This window comes from Spirillospora sp. NPDC047418 (assembly GCF_040643275.1).
GTDB lineage: Bacteria > Actinomycetota > Actinomycetes > Streptosporangiales > Streptosporangiaceae > Spirillospora.
Genome location: NZ_JBEYTW010000010.1, coordinates 100,814 through 118,685, shown reverse-complemented (window position 1 = coordinate 118,685; position 17,872 = coordinate 100,814). Strand labels below are relative to the sequence as shown.

Here is a 17,872-nt window from a genome sequence, read left to right as displayed (position 1 = left end):
CGGGCCGGTAGACGGAGCGCGGCTTGGGACAGCCGTCAGGTGGGGCGGCGTCGCAGGAGGTTGGCGGGGAGGGTGGACAGGACGATCCGGTCGTCCTGGTCGAGGAGTTCGGCGCGGGTGCGGACGATGCCGCGGTCGGGCTTGGAGCGGGACGGGCGGGCCTCCAGGACGGTGACGCGCAGCCGGAGGACGTCGCCGGGGCGGACGGGCGCGGGCCAGCGCAACTCGTCCAGCCCGGGGGAGGCGAGGCTGGCGACGCGCGACAGGAAGTGGTCCGCGAACAGCCGCATCATGATCGAGCCCGTGTGCCACCCGCTCGCGATGATCCCCTTGAACGGCCCGGTCGCCGCGAACTCCGGGTCGACGTGGATGGGCTGCGGGTCGAACCGGCGGGCGAACTCCAGGATCTCGGCTTCGGACACGGTGATGTGCCCGTACTCGTAGACGGCGCCGGCCGTGTAGTCCTCGAAGTAGCGGTCGTCGGCCGGGGCGGCGAAATCGGCCCCGAGGGCGCGCGTACTGATCGTCATGGCACCAGCATCGCAGCGCCGTCCCGCCTCCTCACCCTGCCTCCTCACCCCGGCGGGGAGGCCGGGTTCAGGGACGCGAGGAAACCGTCCAGCATGGCGGTCTGGCGGTCGGGCGGGAAGCGGTCCGGGTCGAAGAGGGCGTGGACGACCAGGCCGTGCGCGAACGCGGCGGCGGACGCGACGATGCCGTCCACGTCGGCGGCAGCGGGCAGTTCGCCGAGTGCGACGGCCGCCGTCACATGCGGGCGGAGGCGGCCGCGCCAGTTGTCGTAGCGGTCCTTCTGGCGGGACGCGAGGACGGGATCGGCGAGCGAGACGTCCCAGGAGCTCACCCACACGCGGTTCATGGCCGCCGCGGCGGGGGTGAGGCACAGCACGTCGAGGAGGGCGGCGCGCAGGGCGGGCAAACCGGGCGGCGCGGTGCGCAGGGGACGGCTCCCGGTGCGTTCGTCGGCCACGTCGAGGGCGTGCGCGACGAGGGCCCGCTTGTTCGGGAAGTAGTGGGTGAGCAGGCCGGTGGAGGCGTCCATCTCCGCCGCGACGGCGCGCAGGGTCAGCCCGCCGAAGCCGCGCTCGGCGAGAACGCGCCAGACGGCCTCGGACACGTCCCGGCGGCGGGCGTCGTGGTCACCTCGGGCGGGCATTCCCGTAGGGTACATAACAAACGTTCGGTATGTACCCTTGGGAGGCTTCATGTTCGCTCGCACGATCGGCGACGGCGCTGAGCTGCGTCCGTTCGAGCCCTGGCAGGCGGCGGAGTTCGCCGAGCACGCCGTGCGGGTCCGCAAGGACATCGAGGAGTACATCCCCTGGGCGCGGACCGTGCTGGACGTGGAGTCGGCGCGCGCCCTGCTCCAGTCCTACGCCGACAAGCAGGCCAAGGACGCGGGCCGCATGTACGGCATCTGGGTGGACGGCGTCCTCCAGGGCGGGACGGTCTTCCGGGTGTTCAACGCGGCCCAGGGCGTCTGCGAGGCGGGCGTCTGGCTCGCCCCCGAGGCGCGGGGGCGCGGCCTGGTCACCTCGGCCGTCCGCGTCATGATCGACTGGGCCTTCCGGGTGCGCGGGATGCACCGCGTCGAATGGCTCTGCGACCCCCGCAACACCGCGAGCGCCGCCGTGGCGAAGCGGCTCGGCATGACGTGCGAAGGCGTCCTGCGGCAGGCGTTCACACTGGACGGCGAACGCCGAGACACCCAAGTCTGGGCCGTCCTCGCCGACGAGTGGCCCTCCTAACGCCCCGGCAGCACCGATAGAGTCATCAATGACCTGAAGTTAACTCCTTACCCCCACCCCCGCCCCCGGCCCTTTTACCCGCCGTGGCCCCCCGGCCCCTTCGCCCTGATCCCTTTACCCTGGCCCCCTTACTCCGAGCCGTCCCCTTCACCCCGTCCTTCACACCGGCCCCCCTATTCCGGGCCGCCCCCTCACTTCCGCCTCCTTCACTTCCGTCCTCTCACTCCGCTGCCCCCTCATTCCTCTGCCCCCTCACTTCTCTCACCCCTTCACTCCTCTCACCCTTCACTCCTGACCTCCGGAGTCTCCGTGCACGCCGAGCAGGTGCTCATGCTGCTGGCCGCCGCCGTCGCGGCCGGCTGGGTCGACGCGGTGGTGGGCGGGGGCGGGCTGATCCAGTTGCCGGCGCTGCTGCTGGTCACCCCGGGGCAGCCGGTCGCGGCGGCGCTCGCCACCAACAAGCTCGGCTCGATCGCGGGCACCGCCTCGGCCGCGGTCGCCTACGCGCGCAAGGCCAAGCCGGACGTCCGCGTCGCCGTCCCGGCGGGCGCGCTCGCGGTCTGCTGCGCGGCGGGCGGGGCGCTGTGCGCGTCGGCGATCTCCTCGGACGTGCTGAAACCGGTCATCATGGTGGTGCTGCTGGCCGTCGCCGCGATCGTGGTGTTCCGGCCGGACCTCGGCCGGGCGCCGCGCACGGTGCTGCGGACCCGCCGCCGGGTCGCCGCCGCCGTCCTCGTCCCGGGCGTCGCGATCGCCTTCTACGACGGGCTGGTCGGGCCGGGCACCGGGACGTTCCTGGTCCTCGCGTTCACCGCGCTGCTCGGCCTGGACTTCGTGGACGCGTCCGCCACCTCGAAGATCATCAACGGCTGCACCAACCTGGGCGCGCTGCTCGTCTTCGCGGCGCAGGGGCACGTGCTGTGGGCGGTCGGGCTGGGCATGGCCGTCGCCAACGCGGTCGGCGCGCAGCTCGGTGCCCGCATGGCGATCAGGCGCGGCGCCGGATTCGTGCGGATCGTCCTGCTCTGCGTCGTCACCGCGCTCGTAGCGAAACTGGCCTACGAGCAGTTCGCCTAGCGCGTGTCCACGAACCTCGCCGGCTCACCACAACGTTGACCTGCGGCGTGTTGTTGTTTTCGACGCGCTCATAACAACAACACGCCGCAGATCAACGCATCCGGGGGTTCGGTTAGGGGATGGGGAGTGGGTGTTCCAGTGCGGACAGGCTGAGTAGGACCAGGGACGCCGTCCAGCCGAGGGGGGCGGGGCCGGCGGGCTTGCCGGTCGGGCCGACCTTCTCCGGGAGGACGCCGAGGGACGTGCGGTGCGCGGCGAGCCAGCTGAGCCGGTCGACCGCCTCGTCCGTGCGGCCGGAGGCGGCGGAGTTCAGGCCGAACAGGGCCGTTTCCGGTGTCCAGGCGACGTCCGGGGTACCGGACCAGCGCTCGCCCGGCAGCACCCCGCCGTTCGGCAGCGTCTGCTTGCGGGCCGCGTCCTGGATCGCGGTGGTGATCCCGGCGTCGGCCGGGGCGAACGGCGGGGCGAGGAAGGTCACCGAGGTGTCCATCAACCCGCCGGGCAGCGGCGAGCGCGGGTAGCCGTAGGGGGCGAACTGCCTGGCCACGGCGTCGGAGACGCGTTGCGCGGCACGCTGCCACTCGGCCTGCTTGGCGGTGTCGCCGCGCAGCCGGGCGAGGTCGGCGGCCGACCGCAGGCCCGCGAGCACCGGCCCGACGACGCCGAGCGTGGGGCGCCGGGGGTCCTGCTCGCGGCGCGGGTCGCGCTCCCAGTAGTCGGACGAGGCGGGCGGCAGGCCCTCGGCGTCCAGCGAGCGCGCCAGGTGGTCGGCGGCGCGCTCCACCATCGTCCACAGGTCGGGAAGCTCGTCGGGCGGGCCGGTCTGGACGCGGTAGAACCAGGCCGCCCACAGCACCCAGCCGAGCGAGTCGAGCTGGGGCGGGCGGCCGTCGGCGACCGCCGTCCCGTCGGCGTTGTAGCGCGCGGCCCACATGCCGTCGCCGCTCTGCGTGCGGGCGAGGAACCGCAGCACGCGGCGGGCCTCCGACGGGTGGCCGGTGACGGTGAACGCGGCGACGGTGAACGCGGAGTCGCGCGGCCAGCAGTACCGCCACTTGGTGTACCAGGAGGCGAGCGATGCCCCGTTCGGGCGGGTGAGGAGCCGCAGGTCGAGCAGCGCGCGGGCCGCCATGTCGCGGTAGGTCTGGCCCATCCCGCCGGTCGGGACCGTGCCCTGCGACAGCCACGCGTTGTCGGACCGGACGGCCGTGTCGACGCGCGGGTCGGACGCGTCCACCGTGATGGGCGTGTCACCGCCGGACGGGACGAGCCGGACGCTCCCGTCCGCGAGCCGGATGACCGAGCTGTCCGGCAGGTAGGAGGCCCCCTCGGCCTGCTCGGGGGAGAGCGGGACGCCGGCGAACGGCCAGCCGCCTCCGCCGACGAGCCCGGGGCTCGCCCAGCCGGGGCTGGACGGTTCCGGCACGGTGGCGCCGCCGGTGGCGACCAGCGCGGCGACCATCAGCAGGGCGGTGGTGCGGCGGACCTTGCGCATGCCCGACCGCCTGCGCGGGCGCCGCCGTCCGGGCTGCGGGGACCGTGCCGCACCTGCCGACCGTGCCGCCCCTGCCGACCCCGCCGCTTCTGCCGCCCCTGCCGACCCAGCCACCCCTGCCGGCCGCGCCGGGCCGGTCTCCGCGGGCCGCCCGCGGACGGGAGCGGCGACGCACGGGTCCCGTTCCTCCGCCATCGCCATGCGTCCGCCCCCTTTGCCGCACCCTGCGTCCCGCACCGCGCGTCCGAACACCGTGCGTCCCACACCGTGCACCTGCACGCAGAAGCGAAATAAGTACATCAAACTAAGTCAATTGGTTCATCCTCCTCACGAGCCACTCGTGCCCACCCCTCAGGAGGAGACACCTGCCGCCCGGTGACAGTTGCCTGCAAGGACGGACACTCCGTGACATATGGACCCGGCGGCATCACCACGGAGACGGGTTGACTAGGCTGCATCGACGGAGCGGACCGCAGAGTGCCGGCCGCACGGAAACCCGTGTAGATCGCCGACTCGTGTGGTCTTTGGCTGTCGATCCGTTAAGGACGCCCTCGTGGACCTGTTCGAACATCAGGCGAAGGAACTCTTCGCCGAGTACGGGGTACCGGTGCCTACCGGCAAGGTCGCCCGTACTCCCCAGGAAGCGCGCGCCATCGCGGAGGAGCTCTTCTCCGCGGGCAGCAAGAAGGTCGTGGTCAAGGCCCAGGTGAAGACCGGCGGCCGCGGCAAGGCCGGCGGCGTGAAGCTGGCCGACACGGCCGACGAGGCGGAGACGCTCGCCGGCCAGATCCTCGGCATGGACATCAAGGGCCACACGGTCCACAAGGTCCTGATCGAGGAGGGGAGCGCGATCGCGCAGGAGTACTACTTCTCCTTCCTGCTCGACCGCGCCAACCGCACCTTCCTGTCCATCTGCTCCGTCGAGGGCGGCGTGGAGATCGAGGAGGTGCCGCACGACCGGCTCGCGCTGGTGCCGCTCTCGCCGCTGGACGGCGTGGACCGGGCCAAGGCGCGCGAGATCGCCGAGCAGGGCCGCCTGCCCCAGGAGGCCCTGGACGGCGCCGCCGAGCTGATCGAGCGGCTGTGGGCCGTGTTCACCGACGAGGACGCCTCGCTCGTCGAGGTGAACCCGATGATCCTCACCGCCGACGGCCAGGTGAAGGCCCTCGACGGCAAGGTCACCCTGGACGACAACGCCGGGTTCCGCCAGGACCACGAGAAGTTCGAGGACAAGGCCGCCGCCGACCCGCTCGAGGCCGCCGCCAAGGCCAAGGACCTCAACTACGTGAAGCTGGACGGCAGCGTCGGCATCATCGGCAACGGCGCGGGCCTGGTCATGTCGACCCTCGACGTCGTGGCCTACGCGGGCGAGCAGTTCGACGGGCAGAAGCCGGCGAACTTCCTCGACATCGGCGGCGGCGCGTCCGCCGAGGTGATGGCGAACGGGCTGGAGATCGTCCTGTCCGACGCGGCCGTCAAGTCGGTCTTCGTGAACGTCTTCGGCGGCATCACCGCCTGCGACGCGGTCGCGAACGGCGTCGTCTCGGCCTACAAGCTGCTGGCCGACCGCGGCGAGGCCGTCGACCGGCCGCTCGTCGTCCGGCTGGACGGCAACAACGCCGAACTCGGGCGCAAGATCCTCAACGACGCGGCGCTGCCCGGCGTCCAGCAGGTCGACACCATGGACGAGGCGGCCAGGCGCGCCGCCGAACTCGCAGCGGCAGGTGCATGAGCATGGCCATCTGGCTCACCGAGAACAGCAAGATCATCGTGCAGGGCATGACCGGTTCGGAGGGCATGAAGCACTCCCGCCGCATGCTCGCCTCCGGCGCCCGGGTCGTCGGCGGCGTGAACGCCCGCAAGGCCGGGCAGAGCGTCGACTTCGACGGCACCAGCCTCCCGGTGCTCGGCACCGTCAAGGAGGCCATGGAGCAGACGGGCGCGGACGTGTCCGTCGTCTTCGTCCCGCCGAAGTTCACCAAGGACGCCGTCGTCGAGGCGATCGACGCCGGGATCCCGCTCTGCGTGGTCATCACCGAGGGCGTCCCGGTGCACGACACCGCCTACTTCTGGGCGTACGCGGAGAAGGCCGGGAACAAGACCCGCATCATCGGGCCGAACTGCCCCGGCATCGCGTCCCCCGGCAAGTCGAACGCGGGCATCATCCCGGCCGACATCACCACGCCGGGCCGCATCGGCCTCGTGTCGAAGTCGGGCACGCTGACCTACCAGATGATGTACGAGCTGCGCGACATCGGCTTCACCACCTGCGTCGGCATCGGCGGCGACCCCGTCATCGGGACGACCCACATCGACGCCCTCCAGGCGTTCCAGGACGACCCGGAGACCGACGCCATCGTGATGATCGGTGAGATCGGGGGCGACGCCGAGGAGCGCGCCGCCGCCTACATCGAGAAGAACGTGACCAAGCCGGTCGTCGGCTACGTCGCCGGGTTCACCGCCCCCGAGGGCAAGACCATGGGCCACGCGGGCGCGATCGTCTCCGGCTCCGCCGGCACCGCGCAGGCGAAGAAGGAGGCCCTGGAGAAGGTCGGCGTCCGCGTCGGCAAGACCCCGAGCGAGACCGCCGTCCTCATGCGCGAGATCATGAAGAACCGCTGACCTTCGGCGCAGCACCCGAAAAGACGCCCGAGCCGCCCCACGGCCCGGGCGTCTTTCGCGTCCCACCCGAAAACCGGCGCGGGGTGACGGTGCGGGTGTGGGTGATGACAAAGGCGACACGCCGGGCGGGCGGGGCCGCCGGAGGCGGGGGTGGTGCCAGCATGGAGCGGTGAGCGACAGGACGCCCGGGCGGCGTGCGCGACGTGAGCCGCCGGACGCAGCCCCGGCCAAGAGCGCGGTGTCGGGCAAGGGTGCGGTGTCGGGCAAGGCGGCGGTGCCAGTGAAGGGCGCCGCGTCGGCGAAGGGCGCTGCGTCGGGCAAGAGCGCGGCGTCGGGCGAGGATGCTGGGCCGGCGCAGGAGGTGGTCGGGCGGGTGCGTGCGGAGGGTGGCAGGGCGCGGTCGGCGGCGCAGCCCGCGCGGCCGCTGTACGTGACCGGGCTGGTCGCGGCGCTGTGGTGCGTCGGGATCGGGCTCGCGGTGCTCACCACGATCACGCTCATCGGGTGGATCGCGGCGCCGAAGACCGCGATGGGCAACGGCATGTCCGGGGTGTTCAGGACGGCCGTGAACTTCTGGCTCGTGTCCCACCACGCGGGCTTCTCCTACGGGCAGGGACGGGTCGGGCTGCTGCCGCTCGGCGTGCTCGTCCTGCCCGGCGTGCTGCTGTACCGGGGCGGCGGATGGATGATCCGGGTGGCGGGGCTGCGGCAGCGTCCCCGGATCGCGGTCGTCCACGTGGCGGCGGCGCTGGCCGCGCCGTACGCGGCGCTGGCCGCGCTGCTCGCGCTCGCGGCGTCCTCGAAGGAGGTGCGGCCGTCGGCGTGGCAGGCGCTCATCGGATGCTTCCTCGTCGCGGTGATCGCGGGCGGCCTCGGCGCCGCGCGCGCCGTGGTCGCCGCGCAGGTCGCGGCGGAGGCGAAGGGGCGGCGGGTCCGGTCGGGGCTGGGCGCGCTGCTGCGGCTGCTGCCCGAGCGGCCCCGCTCGCTGGTCATCGGGGTGGCGGGCGCGCTCGGCGTGCTGCTCGCGTCCGGTGCGGTTCTCGTGGGCGTGGCGCTCGCGATGAACATCGGGGGCGCCGACGACCTGTACGACATGCTCGCGCCGGGCGTCGTCGGCGGCGTCCTGCTGCTGCTGGTGGAACTCGCCTTCCTGCCGAACGCCGTGATCTGGGGGATGGCCTACGCGGTCGGCCCCGGATTCTCGGTCGGCGCGGGGACGAGCGTCTCGCCGACCGGGGTGTTCCTCGACATCGTCCCCGCGTTCCCGCCGCTGGCCGCGCTGCCGCAGCCCGGCCCGGCGCCCGCGCTGTCGCTGATCGCGCTGGCCGCCCCGTTCGTCGCGGGCGCGGTCGGCGGCGTCCTCACGATCAGGTCGCTGCCGAGCCCGGTGGCGGAGGGCGCGCCGCTGTGGGGGTTCGTGTCCGGGGCGCTGACCGGCGCCGTGGCGGCCCTGCTCAGCGCGCTGTCGGGTGGTCCGCTGGGCGGCGGGCGGATGGCGACCGTGGGCCCGTCCGCCTGGCAGGTGGGCCTGCTCGCGGCCCTGGAGGTGGGGATCTCGGCGGCGATCGCGGCGTGGGTGGCGAACTCCATGGTGCTGCGGCGCCCGGCCCGCGCCGAGGCCGGGAAGACCAGGCCGAAGAGGGCGAAGAAGGCGAAGAAGGCGAAGCGGACCGTCTCGCCGAGGCCCGCGACGGTGCCGCTGTCGGCGCCCGTCCCGGGTGACTACGAGCCGGCCGCGCAGCCCCCACCGGCCGCGCCGAGGGCTGCGTCGAGGGCTGCATCGAGGTCTCCGCACGCGCCGGATCCGGTGGAGTTCGAGGAGGCCGAGCCCGTCCTCGCCCCGCGGCGGCCCCGCCGCCGGAGCGACCCGCTGCCCGACCTCGTCGAGGAGCGCCAGCCCGCCGAGGATCGCGGCCGGCGGCGACCGCCCCCGACCCCGCCGCCGTCCCCGCCCCCGCCGCCGCCGAGCGGCGAAGGCACGGTCGTCGTCGAGGGCCACATCGTGGACGACCCGGAGCCCGAACCCGAGCCCGGGGAGTCGCGCAGGCCCGTCCCGCCGCCGCGCGCGGACCCGAGCCGCACCGAGAACCGCGGCGGCGCCATCTACGTCCTACGCGAAGAGCCCGACCAGGACGACTAGGCCGAGTCGGTGGGAGGCGGCTAGAGCAGGTCGCCGTACTTGTTCATCCAGCCGCGCGGCAGGTCGAGCTTGTCCTCGATCTTCGGGTAGTACTCGTCGCGGCACGCCTGCTCGTCGGTGTGGGTGTTGGACGCGTTGACGCAGTCCCAGTAGCCGCTGAACTCCGTCCGCAGGACGATCGCCCCCGCGACCATCACCAGCGACATCGCCAGGCCGATACCGCCCATCACCATGCCGGGGACGGCGCCCGGAACGGCGGCCCGCATGCCGCCCGCCCCGCCCGTTCCGCGGGCCGCGCGCCGGGCCTTGATCCCGACGACGAGGGCGGCGATGCCGAGGACCAGGCCGAGCGGGTAGAAGAACAGCGCGGTCACCAGCGCGATGCCGCCGAGCCACAGGGCCCGCACGCCGGCCTGCCGCGTCTCGGTCTGCCCCGCGGGCGGCTCTCCCGCCGGCCGCCCGTCCGGGCGGTCCTCGGGACGGACCTCACGGTCCCGCTGCTCGCTCACGTTCGTTTCCTCCTGGCCCGTGGGGTGCTCTGCGATGATGGCGGCGCCGAACCGGCCCGATAGGCTTCGTGTCGGCCGCACACCCCGTCAACGTCCAACTGGGAGTCATGGTGTCCGCCCGGCTCGTCGTCCTCGTCTCCGGCGCGGGGACCAACCTACAAGCGCTGCTCGACGCGTGCGCGGATCCAGCCTACGGGGCGAAAGTCGTGGCTGTGGGGGCGGACCGCCCCGATATCGCGGGAACTGAACGCGCAGAACGTGTGGGTTTGCCCACTTTCACGCTCTGCATCCCTGATTTCCCGTCCCGGGACGACTGGGACGCGGCGCTCGCCGAGGCCGTCGCGGTGCACGAACCCGACCTCGTCGTCTCCGCGGGCTTCATGAAGATCTTCGGCCCGCGCTTCCTGGCCCGGTTCGGCGGCCGGACGGTCAACACCCATCCCGCGCTGCTGCCCGCGTTCCCCGGCGCCCACGCCGTACGGGAGGCCCTGGCGTACGGCGTGAAGGTCACGGGTTGTACCGTTCACTTCGTCGACGAAGGTGTGGACACCGGACCCGTCATCGCCCAGGAGACCGTTCCCGTGGGCTGGCATGACGACGAAGACTCCCTGCATGAGCGGATCAAGCAGGTGGAGCGCCGGCTCCTCGTCGACGTCGTCGGACGGCTCGCCCGCGACGGCTGGACGACGCGCGGCAGACGGGTCTCGCTGAAGTGCGCGACCTGCGGCGACGCGTCCGACAGTGAAACTGCCGACGGCTAGGAACTGTCGACGGATGGGAAGTGCCGACGGCCGGGGACTTCGGACGACCGGAACCGCCGACGACTGCAACTTCGACGGCTGCAACGTCGACGACCAGGAAATTTCCGACGACCATGAGGGGAGCTCGGCCGGTGAGTCGGGTGGCGATTAAGCGTGCGCTGATCAGCGTGTACGACAAGACCGGGCTGGAGGAGCTGGCCCGCGGCCTGCACGAGGCCGGGGTGGAGATCGTCTCGACCGGGTCGACGGCCGGCCGGATCTCCGCCGCCGGGGTCCCGGTGATGAAGGTCGAGAAGCTCACCGGCTTCCCCGAGTGCCTGGACGGACGGGTCAAGACCCTGCACCCCAAGGTGCACGCGGGCCTGCTCGCCGACCGCCGCAAAGAGGACCACCTCCAGCAGCTCGAAGACCTCGCCGTCGAGCCGTTCGACCTGGTGGTCGCGAACCTGTACCCGTTCGCCGACACGGTCGACTCGGGCGCCACGCCGGACGAGTGCGTCGAGCAGATCGACATCGGCGGCCCGACGATGGTGCGCGCCGCCGCGAAGAACCACATGAGCGTGTCCGTCATCGTGGACCCGTCCGCCTACGGGACGGTCCTGGACGCGGTGCGGGCCGGCGGTTTCACCCTGGCGGAGCGGCGCCGCCTCGCCGCGCGGGCGTTCGCGCACACCGCGTCCTACGACGTGGCCGTGGCCTCCTGGTTCGCGAGCGGCTACGCCCCCGACGAGACCGCCGCCGAGACGCGGTGGCCCGACTTCCTCGGCGCCACCTGGGAGCGCTCGAACACCCTGCGATACGGCGAGAACCCGCACCAGCGCGCCGCCCTGTACCGCTCGCCGGGCGAGACCGGGCTGGCCGGCGCGGAGCAGCTGTACGGCAAGGAGATGTCCTACAACAACTACGTGGACACCGACGCCGCACGCCGCGCCGCCTACGACTTCACCGAGCCCTGCGTCGCGATCATCAAGCACGCCAACCCGTGCGGCATCGCGGTCGGCGCCGACATCGCCGAGGCGCACCGCAAGGCGCACGCCTGCGACCCGGTGTCGGCCTACGGCGGCGTGATCGCGGCGAACCGTCCGGTGACCGCCGCGATGGCCCGGCAGGTCACCGAGAGCTTCGCCGAGGTCGTGATCGCCCCGTCCTTCGACGACGAGGCCGTCACCGTCCTGAAGGACCGGTTCAAGAACGTCCGGCTGCTGGTCTGCCCGGACGCCCCGGCCGGCGCGACCGAGTACCGCCGCATCGACGGCGGCGTGCTGCTGCAGGGCGTCGACCGCGTGGACGCGTCCGGCGACGACCCGTCCACCTGGGAGCTGAAGACCGGCGAGGCCGTGGACGAGGCCACGCTCCGCGACCTCGCGTTCGCGTGGCGGGCGATCCGGTCGGTGAAGTCGAACGCGATCCTGCTCGCCGCCGACGGCGCGACGGTCGGCGTCGGCATGGGCCAGGTCAACCGGGTCGACTCCGCCAAGCTCGCGGTCGCGCGGGCCGGCGCCGAGCGCACCGCGTCCGCCGTGGGCGCGTCCGACGCGTTCTTCCCGTTCCCGGACGGCATCGAGGTGCTGACCGAGGCGGGCGTGAAGGCGATCGTCGAGCCCGGCGGGTCCGTCAACGACGACAAGGTGATCGAGGCGGCACGGAAAGCCGGGATCACCCTGTACTTCACCGGCGTCCGGCACTTCTTCCACTAGCCGGCCCGCACTGACCGGCCCGCACTGACCGGCCCGCACTGACCGGTTCGTACCGATCGGCTTGCGCCGACCCGCGGCGAACCCGGTGCGGCGTGCGACACCGCCGCACCGGGTTCAGCTGCGGATTTTGCACTTCGCGGCTGCGGGTAGCCTCGGCGCAGCCGCGCCCCTCATGACGCTCCCTTGACTCCGGCGCGGGCATCCCGTGATGGAGGCGCGATGGACGTGCTGCTGGCCCTCATGCTGAGATCGATCTACCTGGTCGACTCCCTGCTGATGGACTCCCGGCAGGTGATCGGGCTGGTCGCCGCGTTCGTGGCCGCCATGCTCGCCGCGCAACTCGGCTGGCACGGCACCGACCGCGTCCTCGCCTGGCGCAGCCGCTCCGAGGACTAGCCGCAGCCACTCGAGGACTAGCCGCGGCCACTCGAGGACTAGCCGCGGCCACGCGAGGACTAGCCGCGGCCACGCGAAGGATTGGCGCAATCGCGCGGAAGGTTGGCGCAGCCGCCCAGAGGACTAGCGCAGCCGCTGGAGGATTGGCGCAGCCGCGCGGAAGCTTGGCGCAGCGGCGCGGATGACTAGCGCGGCCGCTCGCAGGACTCACCGCCCGTCCCGCCGACGCAGTCGCTCCGCGAGGGTCGGTCGAGCCTTCCACCGAGCTAGCGCAACCGGGCCTGCAAGGCTTCGGCGGCCGCGGGCCATTCCTCGTCGGTCATCCCGTAGACGGCGGTGTCGCGGATCGATCCGTCCGGCCGGATCCGGTGCTTGCGGTGGACGCCCTCGAACGAGGCGCCGAGCCGTTCGATCGCCGCCCGCGACCTGGTGTTCCGGACGTGCGTGTGCCAGCCGACCCTGATCGCGCCGAGGTCGTCGAACGCCCGTCCCATCAGGAGCAGTTTCGCCTCGGTGTTGACCCCCGTCCGGTGCCATCGGGCGCCGAGCCAGGTGCTGCCGATGCAGAGTCCGCGGTGGGACGGCGCGATCTCGTAGTACGACGTCGTCCCCGCCACTTCGCCGGTCGCCGCGTCGATCTGCACCCACGGCAGGCGCGCGCGGCGCTCGCACTCGGCCAGCGCCTTGTCGACGAGCACGCCCATGTCGCCGACCGCCGCGGGCTGCGGCTCGTTCAGCCACGTCCAGACGTCCGGGTCCTTGGACGCCTCGAACAGGCCCGCGGCGTGCTCGCGGGACAGCGGCTCCAGCCGCACATATCGCCCGGTCAGGACGGGCCGCTCGAACCATGCGTCGCTCATGCCGACCACGCTAGAAGGCGCCCGGCGGGCCCCGGCAGGGCCACTCGGCCCCGATTTCCGGGTGCCACTCGCCCGTTACCATGGGTTTTCACGCGACTGGCGCGGCAAGGTGGATCACCACCGGGGAGCGAACGACAGTCCGGACACCGCGCGCCTGGGTGGACGGGACCTCGAGCCGGGCTCGGTCCTGCGGGGCGGTCCGAGAACCGGCGAGAACCGGCGAGAACCGGCAGATCCACGCGGAGGAACGCATGACGGCACAGATTCTGGACGGCAAGGCCACGGCCGCCGAGATCCGCTCGAACCTCAAGGTGCGCGTCGAGGCGCTCCGCGACCGCGGCGTGACCGTCGGGCTCGGCACCGTGCTGGTCGGCGACGATCCGGGCAGCCACTCCTACGTCAACATGAAGCACCGCGACTGCGCCGAGGTCGGGATCGAGAGCATCCGCCGCGACCTGCCCGCCACCGCGACCCAGGACGACGTGGAGCAGGTCGTCGCCGAGCTGAACGCCGACCCCGCCTGCACCGGCTACATCGTCCAGTTGCCGCTGCCGAAGGGTCTGGACGAGCAGCGGGTGCTGGAGCGCATCGACCCGTCCAAGGACGCCGACGGCCTGCACCCGACGAACCTGGGCCGGCTCGTCCTGATGCAGCCGGGCCCGCTGCCCTGCACGCCCAAGGGCATCGTCGAGCTGCTGCGCCGCTTCGACGTCCCGATCAAGGGCGCCGAGGTCACCGTCGTCGGCCGCGGCATCACGGTCGGGCGGTCGCTCGGCCTGCTGCTGACCCGCCGCACCGAGAACGCGACCGTCACGCTCTGCCACACCGCGACCCGCGACCTGGCCGCGCACACCCGCGCCGCCGACATCGTCGTGGCCGCCGCCGGCGTCCCGGGCCTCATCACCGCGGACATGGTCAAGCCGGGCGCCGCCGTCCTCGACGTGGGCGTCTCCCGGGTGGACGGCAAGCTCGCCGGCGACGTCGCCGCCGACGTCCGCGAGGTCGCCGGCTGGGTCGCGCCCAACCCCGGCGGCGTCGGCCCGATGACCCGCGCCATGCTGCTGGCGAACGTCGTCGAGGCCGCCGAACAGAAGCCCGCCGAGTAGAACACGCCCGACGCCGGAGCAGAGTGCCCTACATCGGGCAGAACGCCTGGCGACGGGCAAGCGCGTCTGCCACCGACAGGAACACCTGACACCCGACAAGCGCGCCTGCCACTGAGTAGAACGACTGGCACGTGAACGGGCCGCCACTCAGCACCGAGGTGGCGGCCCTTCCGCGTTGCTCCGGCCGGGGGGCCGCGCCGTCACTTGCGCGGGCCCCGTCCAGGAGGTTCAGCGGCCGCCCTCGTACGCGCTGCCGGGGAGGGCGACCGCAGGTTCACATCAGCTGGCCCTCCGTCCGGCGGTGCTAGGGGCCGGGCGGCTCGGCCCGTGGGCGTGGCCCGGCCTGCGGGTCTCCGCCGTCCGGACGCCGGGGACCCGGCCGTCCATCGGCGGACGGCCCTGGTGCGGGACGTGCACCGGCGGTAGCGGCCGGACGAGGCCCATCGCGATGACCTCGTTGGCGAGCCGGGTGCGCCGGTTGGCGCCCTCGGGGATGCGGAACTTCTGGTAGAGGCGCAGCAGGTGCTGCTTGACGGCCGCCTCCGTCACCACCAGCTCGCCGGCGATGTCGCGTGCCGTGGCGGGGGCCACGAACGCCTCGTCGGACAGGGCTGGACGGCACAGCGAGGTCAGCACGTCGACCTCGCGGCGGGTGAGCTCGGGCGCGACGGCGCGCCGCAGTTCGACGTCCGGGTCGACCTCCTCACGGGGGATGCCCCCCAACCGGCAGCGCGCCGTGCCGAAGCTCACGACGTCACCGTCCTCCAGGACGCGGCGGGCGATCGGCCTGCCGTTGACTCGGGTCCCATTGCGGGACAGGCCCATGTCCACCACGTAGACGTACGGACCACGTCGGACGATTTCTGCGTGCAAACGGGACACACTCGGGTCGTCGAGGCGTACGTCGACTCCTCTCCCTCTCCCGACCGTCGTAACGTCGGGGCGCAACGGCATCACCAGCCCGCTGTCCTCGATCCGCATGAACGGCCCCTCCACGGCAGTCCTCCCAGCTAGTTAGCGACCCCTGTCTGCCGGGTTACCCGGGCGCCGTGCCGTCACACCCTCCTACTGGCGAGTAGCACCGATGGGACAAGGGATTCCGGCCTCTCGGGCATCACCCGGGCACCTTCCGTCACATCCCTATTCCCGGCGCCGCGCGACAAGACGGACCGTTCCATCGCGGTCGCGGCTGCGTTCCGTTGCGATCGAGGGTGCCCTGTGTCGCGATTCCGGAAGCGCCGCACCGGACTTCCGGAGCCGCCGCGTCGTGTCGGGGCGCGATGGGTCTCCGGAGGTGCGCTGCCGTCGCATGGGTTCTGCGTGAGCGATGTCGTCCCGTCCCTCGATCGGCGATACCGTGAGGTGCATGAGCACTCAGGTGCAGCGGCGCCGGCGGAAGGCGCCGCGCCGCAGGGGCGCCGCGCCGCACTGGCTGGCGCAACTGCCGTACCTGTTCGTGCTCAGCGGGGTCGGGGCCGGGCTGACCCTGTGCGCCTTCAACTACTTCCGCAAGGGCTCCGGCCTGATGGCCGCCGCGCTGCTCATCGGCGCGCTCGCCCGGCTGCTGCTGCCGGAGTCGCAGCTTGGCCCGCTCGCCGTCCGCAGCCGGTCCGTCGACTGCTGGACGCTCGTCATCCTCGGCGAGATGGTGGCGTTCGTGTCGCTGAGCGTCCCGCCGATGAACAAGACCGGCCTCGCACTCGCGGGCGCGTTCGGCATCCTGATCGCGCTCACGGCGGTGGCCCGCGGCATCCGGCTGCTCATCACCGGACGCCGCTCCGCGGCGGGTCCCCCGCCCGGAAACGGGCCGCCGGGCTAGTGCGTCGTCCCAGGTAGAGGCGTTCGGGGCCAGGCCAGGTCTAGACCGCATGACCGCCTCGGCTAGCCTAGCCAGTTGAGCCTTACAAGGACTGCTGGCCAGGTGTAGGAAAGGGACAGCACAAGCATGCCCAAGATCAAAGTAGCCGGCCCGGTCGTCGAACTCGACGGCGACGAAATGACGCGGATCATCTGGAAATTCATCAAGGACCAGCTGATCCTGCCCTACCTCGATGTGGACCTGAAGTACTACGACCTGGGGATCGAGCACCGTGACGCCACGGACGACCAGGTCACCGTCGACGCCGCCAACGCCATCAAGGAGCACGGCGTCGGCGTCAAGTGCGCGACCATCACCCCCGACGAGGCGCGCGTCGAGGAGTTCGGCCTGAAGAAGATGTGGCGGTCCCCGAACGGGACGATCCGCAACATCCTCGGTGGCGTGATCTTCCGCGAGCCGATCGTCACCTCCAACATCCCCCGCCTGGTCCCCGGCTGGACGAAGCCGATCATCATCGGCCGCCACGCCCACGGCGACCAGTACAAGGCCACCGACTTCGTCGTCCCCGGCCCGGGCAAGGTGACGATCACCTACACCCCGCAGGACGGCTCCGAGCCGATGGAGATGGAAGTCGCGGACTTCCCCGGCGGCGGCGTCGCGATGGGGATGTACAACTACGACGACTCCATCCGCGACTTCGCCCGGACGAGCATGCGGTACGCGCTGAGCCGCGAGATGCCGCTGTACCTGTCGACGAAGAACACGATCCTCAAGGCCTACGACGGCCGGTTCAAGGACCTCTTCCAGGAGATCTACGAGACCGAGTTCAAGTCGGACTTCGAGGCCAAGGGCCTCACCTACGAGCACCGGCTCATCGACGACATGGTCGCTGCCGCGCTCAAGTGGGAGGGCGGGTTCGTCTGGGCCGCCAAGAACTACGACGGCGACGTCCAGTCCGACACGCTCGCGCAGGGCTACGGCTCGCTGGGCCTCATGACGTCCGTCCTCATGACCCCGGACGGCAAGACCGTCGAGGCCGAGGCCGCGCACGGCACGGTGACCCGCCACTACCGGCAGCACCAGCAGGGCAAGCCGACGTCGACCAACCCGATCGCGTCCATCTTCGCCTGGACGCGTGGCCTGGAGCACCGCGGCAAGCTCGACAACCAGCCCGAGGTCATCGACTTCGCCCGCAAGCTCGAGGCGGTCTGCATCGAGACGGTCGAGCACGGTCAGATGACCAAGGACCTGGCTTTGCTGGTCGGGCGCGAGACCCCCTGGTTGACGACGCAGGAGTTCCTCGCGGCGCTCGACACCAACCTGCAGAAGAAGATCAACGGATAGGACGCGGATGAGCGCTCCCCGCGTGGTCGGGGAGGGCGCCTGCTCACCGTGCCCCCCGCATGCTGGGTTAGGGCCGTCAAGGCCGTCCCGGGTCCGTCCGGGACGGCCTTTCGCATGCTCGGGGACGGGACGGCATGCCGGTGGGTGTACCTGGGCGTCGGCGGGTAGGTGCCGCGCGATAGCCTGAGCCGGAACTATCTCGACGGCGAGAGAAACCGCGGCGGCGCGGCTCTTCGGCGGTCGGGTTCGAAGGATGGCCGCCTGAGCCCCGTCAGGTCAC

At 72.1% G+C, this 17,872-nt stretch carries 17 protein-coding genes and 1 riboswitch; of the genes, 11 read left to right on the top strand and 6 right to left on the bottom strand.

The window, feature by feature from the left end; translation table 11 throughout:
* Positions 1-35 precede the first annotated feature (35 nt).
* Positions 36-530, bottom strand: a complete 495-nt coding sequence (locus tag ABZ806_RS08980; RefSeq protein ID WP_500216311.1) for a MaoC family dehydratase — start codon at positions 528-530, stop codon at positions 36-38.
* 44 nt (positions 531-574) lie between these two features.
* Positions 575-1,174, bottom strand: coding sequence for a TetR/AcrR family transcriptional regulator (locus ABZ806_RS08975; protein WP_500216310.1), 600 nt, complete (start codon positions 1,172-1,174; stop codon positions 575-577).
* 49 nt (positions 1,175-1,223) lie between these two features.
* Between ABZ806_RS08975 and ABZ806_RS08970 the strand changes: the two genes are divergently transcribed.
* Entirely contained in the window at positions 1,224-1,766 is a 543-nt protein-coding gene (locus ABZ806_RS08970; protein ID WP_500216309.1) for a GNAT family N-acetyltransferase, read from the top strand.
* Positions 1,767-2,096: 330 nt separating this feature from the next.
* On the top strand, positions 2,097-2,843 hold the full coding sequence (locus ABZ806_RS08965) for a TSUP family transporter (RefSeq protein ID WP_500216354.1): 747 nt from the start codon (positions 2,097-2,099) through the stop codon (positions 2,841-2,843).
* 112 nt (positions 2,844-2,955) lie between these two features.
* On the opposite strand, the gene ABZ806_RS08960 is transcribed toward ABZ806_RS08965, so the two are convergent.
* Complete coding sequence (locus ABZ806_RS08960; RefSeq protein ID WP_500216308.1) at positions 2,956-4,338, bottom strand: glycoside hydrolase family 15 protein; 1,383 nt, start codon at positions 4,336-4,338, stop codon at positions 2,956-2,958.
* Positions 4,339-4,891: 553 nt separating this feature from the next.
* Here ABZ806_RS08960 and sucC point away from each other — a divergent pair.
* The 3 genes from sucC to ABZ806_RS08945 all read left to right on the top strand — a co-directional run bounded on the left by sucC (position 4,892) and on the right by ABZ806_RS08945 (position 9,100).
* Positions 4,892-6,070 (top strand): ADP-forming succinate--CoA ligase subunit beta, encoded by a 1,179-nt coding sequence (gene sucC / locus ABZ806_RS08955; protein ID WP_500216307.1) that lies wholly within the window; start codon positions 4,892-4,894, stop codon positions 6,068-6,070.
* 2 nt (positions 6,071-6,072) lie between these two features.
* Entirely contained in the window at positions 6,073-6,960 is an 888-nt protein-coding gene (gene sucD, locus ABZ806_RS08950) for a succinate--CoA ligase subunit alpha (RefSeq protein WP_500216306.1), read from the top strand.
* A 169-nt stretch (positions 6,961-7,129) separates the two neighbouring features.
* Positions 7,130-9,100 carry a cell division protein PerM gene (locus ABZ806_RS08945; protein ID WP_500216305.1) on the top strand — a complete coding sequence of 657 codons (1,971 nt, stop codon included), beginning with the start codon at positions 7,130-7,132 and terminating at the stop codon, positions 9,098-9,100.
* Between the two features lie 20 nt (positions 9,101-9,120).
* Here the strand turns inward: ABZ806_RS08945 and ABZ806_RS08940 are convergent, their stop codons facing one another.
* Positions 9,121-9,609 (bottom strand): hypothetical protein, encoded by a 489-nt coding sequence (locus ABZ806_RS08940; RefSeq protein ID WP_500216304.1) that lies wholly within the window; start codon positions 9,607-9,609, stop codon positions 9,121-9,123.
* 107 nt (positions 9,610-9,716) lie between these two features.
* Here ABZ806_RS08940 and purN point away from each other — a divergent pair, with 107 nt between their 5' ends.
* From purN to ABZ806_RS08925, 3 genes are all read left to right on the top strand, one after another.
* Complete coding sequence (purN, locus tag ABZ806_RS08935; protein ID WP_500216303.1) at positions 9,717-10,370, top strand: phosphoribosylglycinamide formyltransferase; 654 nt, start codon at positions 9,717-9,719, stop codon at positions 10,368-10,370.
* A gap of 131 nt (positions 10,371-10,501) precedes the next feature.
* Positions 10,502-12,067, top strand: coding sequence for a bifunctional phosphoribosylaminoimidazolecarboxamide formyltransferase/IMP cyclohydrolase (purH, locus tag ABZ806_RS08930; RefSeq protein ID WP_500216302.1), 1,566 nt, complete (start codon positions 10,502-10,504; stop codon positions 12,065-12,067).
* 219 nt (positions 12,068-12,286) lie between these two features.
* Positions 12,287-12,463 carry a hypothetical protein gene (locus tag ABZ806_RS08925; protein WP_500216301.1) on the top strand — a complete coding sequence of 59 codons (177 nt, stop codon included), beginning with the start codon at positions 12,287-12,289 and terminating at the stop codon, positions 12,461-12,463.
* A 266-nt stretch (positions 12,464-12,729) separates the two neighbouring features.
* Here the strand turns inward: ABZ806_RS08925 and ABZ806_RS08920 are convergent, their stop codons facing one another.
* The gene (locus tag ABZ806_RS08920) at positions 12,730-13,323 is read right to left on the bottom strand and encodes a GNAT family N-acetyltransferase (RefSeq protein WP_500216300.1); all 594 of its coding nucleotides are present in this window, start codon (positions 13,321-13,323) and stop codon (positions 12,730-12,732) included.
* 82 nt (positions 13,324-13,405) lie between these two features.
* Positions 13,406-13,490: riboswitch (ZMP/ZTP riboswitch) on the top strand.
* Positions 13,491-13,574: 84 nt separating this feature from the next.
* Between ABZ806_RS08920 and ABZ806_RS08915 the strand changes: the two genes are divergently transcribed.
* A complete protein-coding gene (locus tag ABZ806_RS08915; RefSeq protein ID WP_500216299.1) occupies positions 13,575-14,429 on the top strand; it encodes a bifunctional methylenetetrahydrofolate dehydrogenase/methenyltetrahydrofolate cyclohydrolase in 855 nt (284 codons plus the stop codon).
* Positions 14,430-14,708: 279 nt separating this feature from the next.
* Here the strand turns inward: ABZ806_RS08915 and ABZ806_RS08910 are convergent, their stop codons facing one another.
* A complete protein-coding gene (locus ABZ806_RS08910; RefSeq protein ID WP_500216353.1) occupies positions 14,709-15,383 on the bottom strand; it encodes an FHA domain-containing protein in 675 nt (224 codons plus the stop codon).
* A gap of 412 nt (positions 15,384-15,795) precedes the next feature.
* Between ABZ806_RS08910 and ABZ806_RS08905 the strand changes: the two genes are divergently transcribed.
* Both ABZ806_RS08905 and ABZ806_RS08900 read left to right on the top strand, forming a co-directional pair.
* Positions 15,796-16,248, top strand: a complete 453-nt coding sequence (locus ABZ806_RS08905) for a DUF3017 domain-containing protein (protein ID WP_500216298.1) — start codon at positions 15,796-15,798, stop codon at positions 16,246-16,248.
* Between the two features lie 126 nt (positions 16,249-16,374).
* On the top strand, positions 16,375-17,592 hold the full coding sequence (locus tag ABZ806_RS08900) for an NADP-dependent isocitrate dehydrogenase (RefSeq protein ID WP_500216297.1): 1,218 nt from the start codon (positions 16,375-16,377) through the stop codon (positions 17,590-17,592).
* The last annotated feature ends 280 nt before the right edge of the window (positions 17,593-17,872 follow it).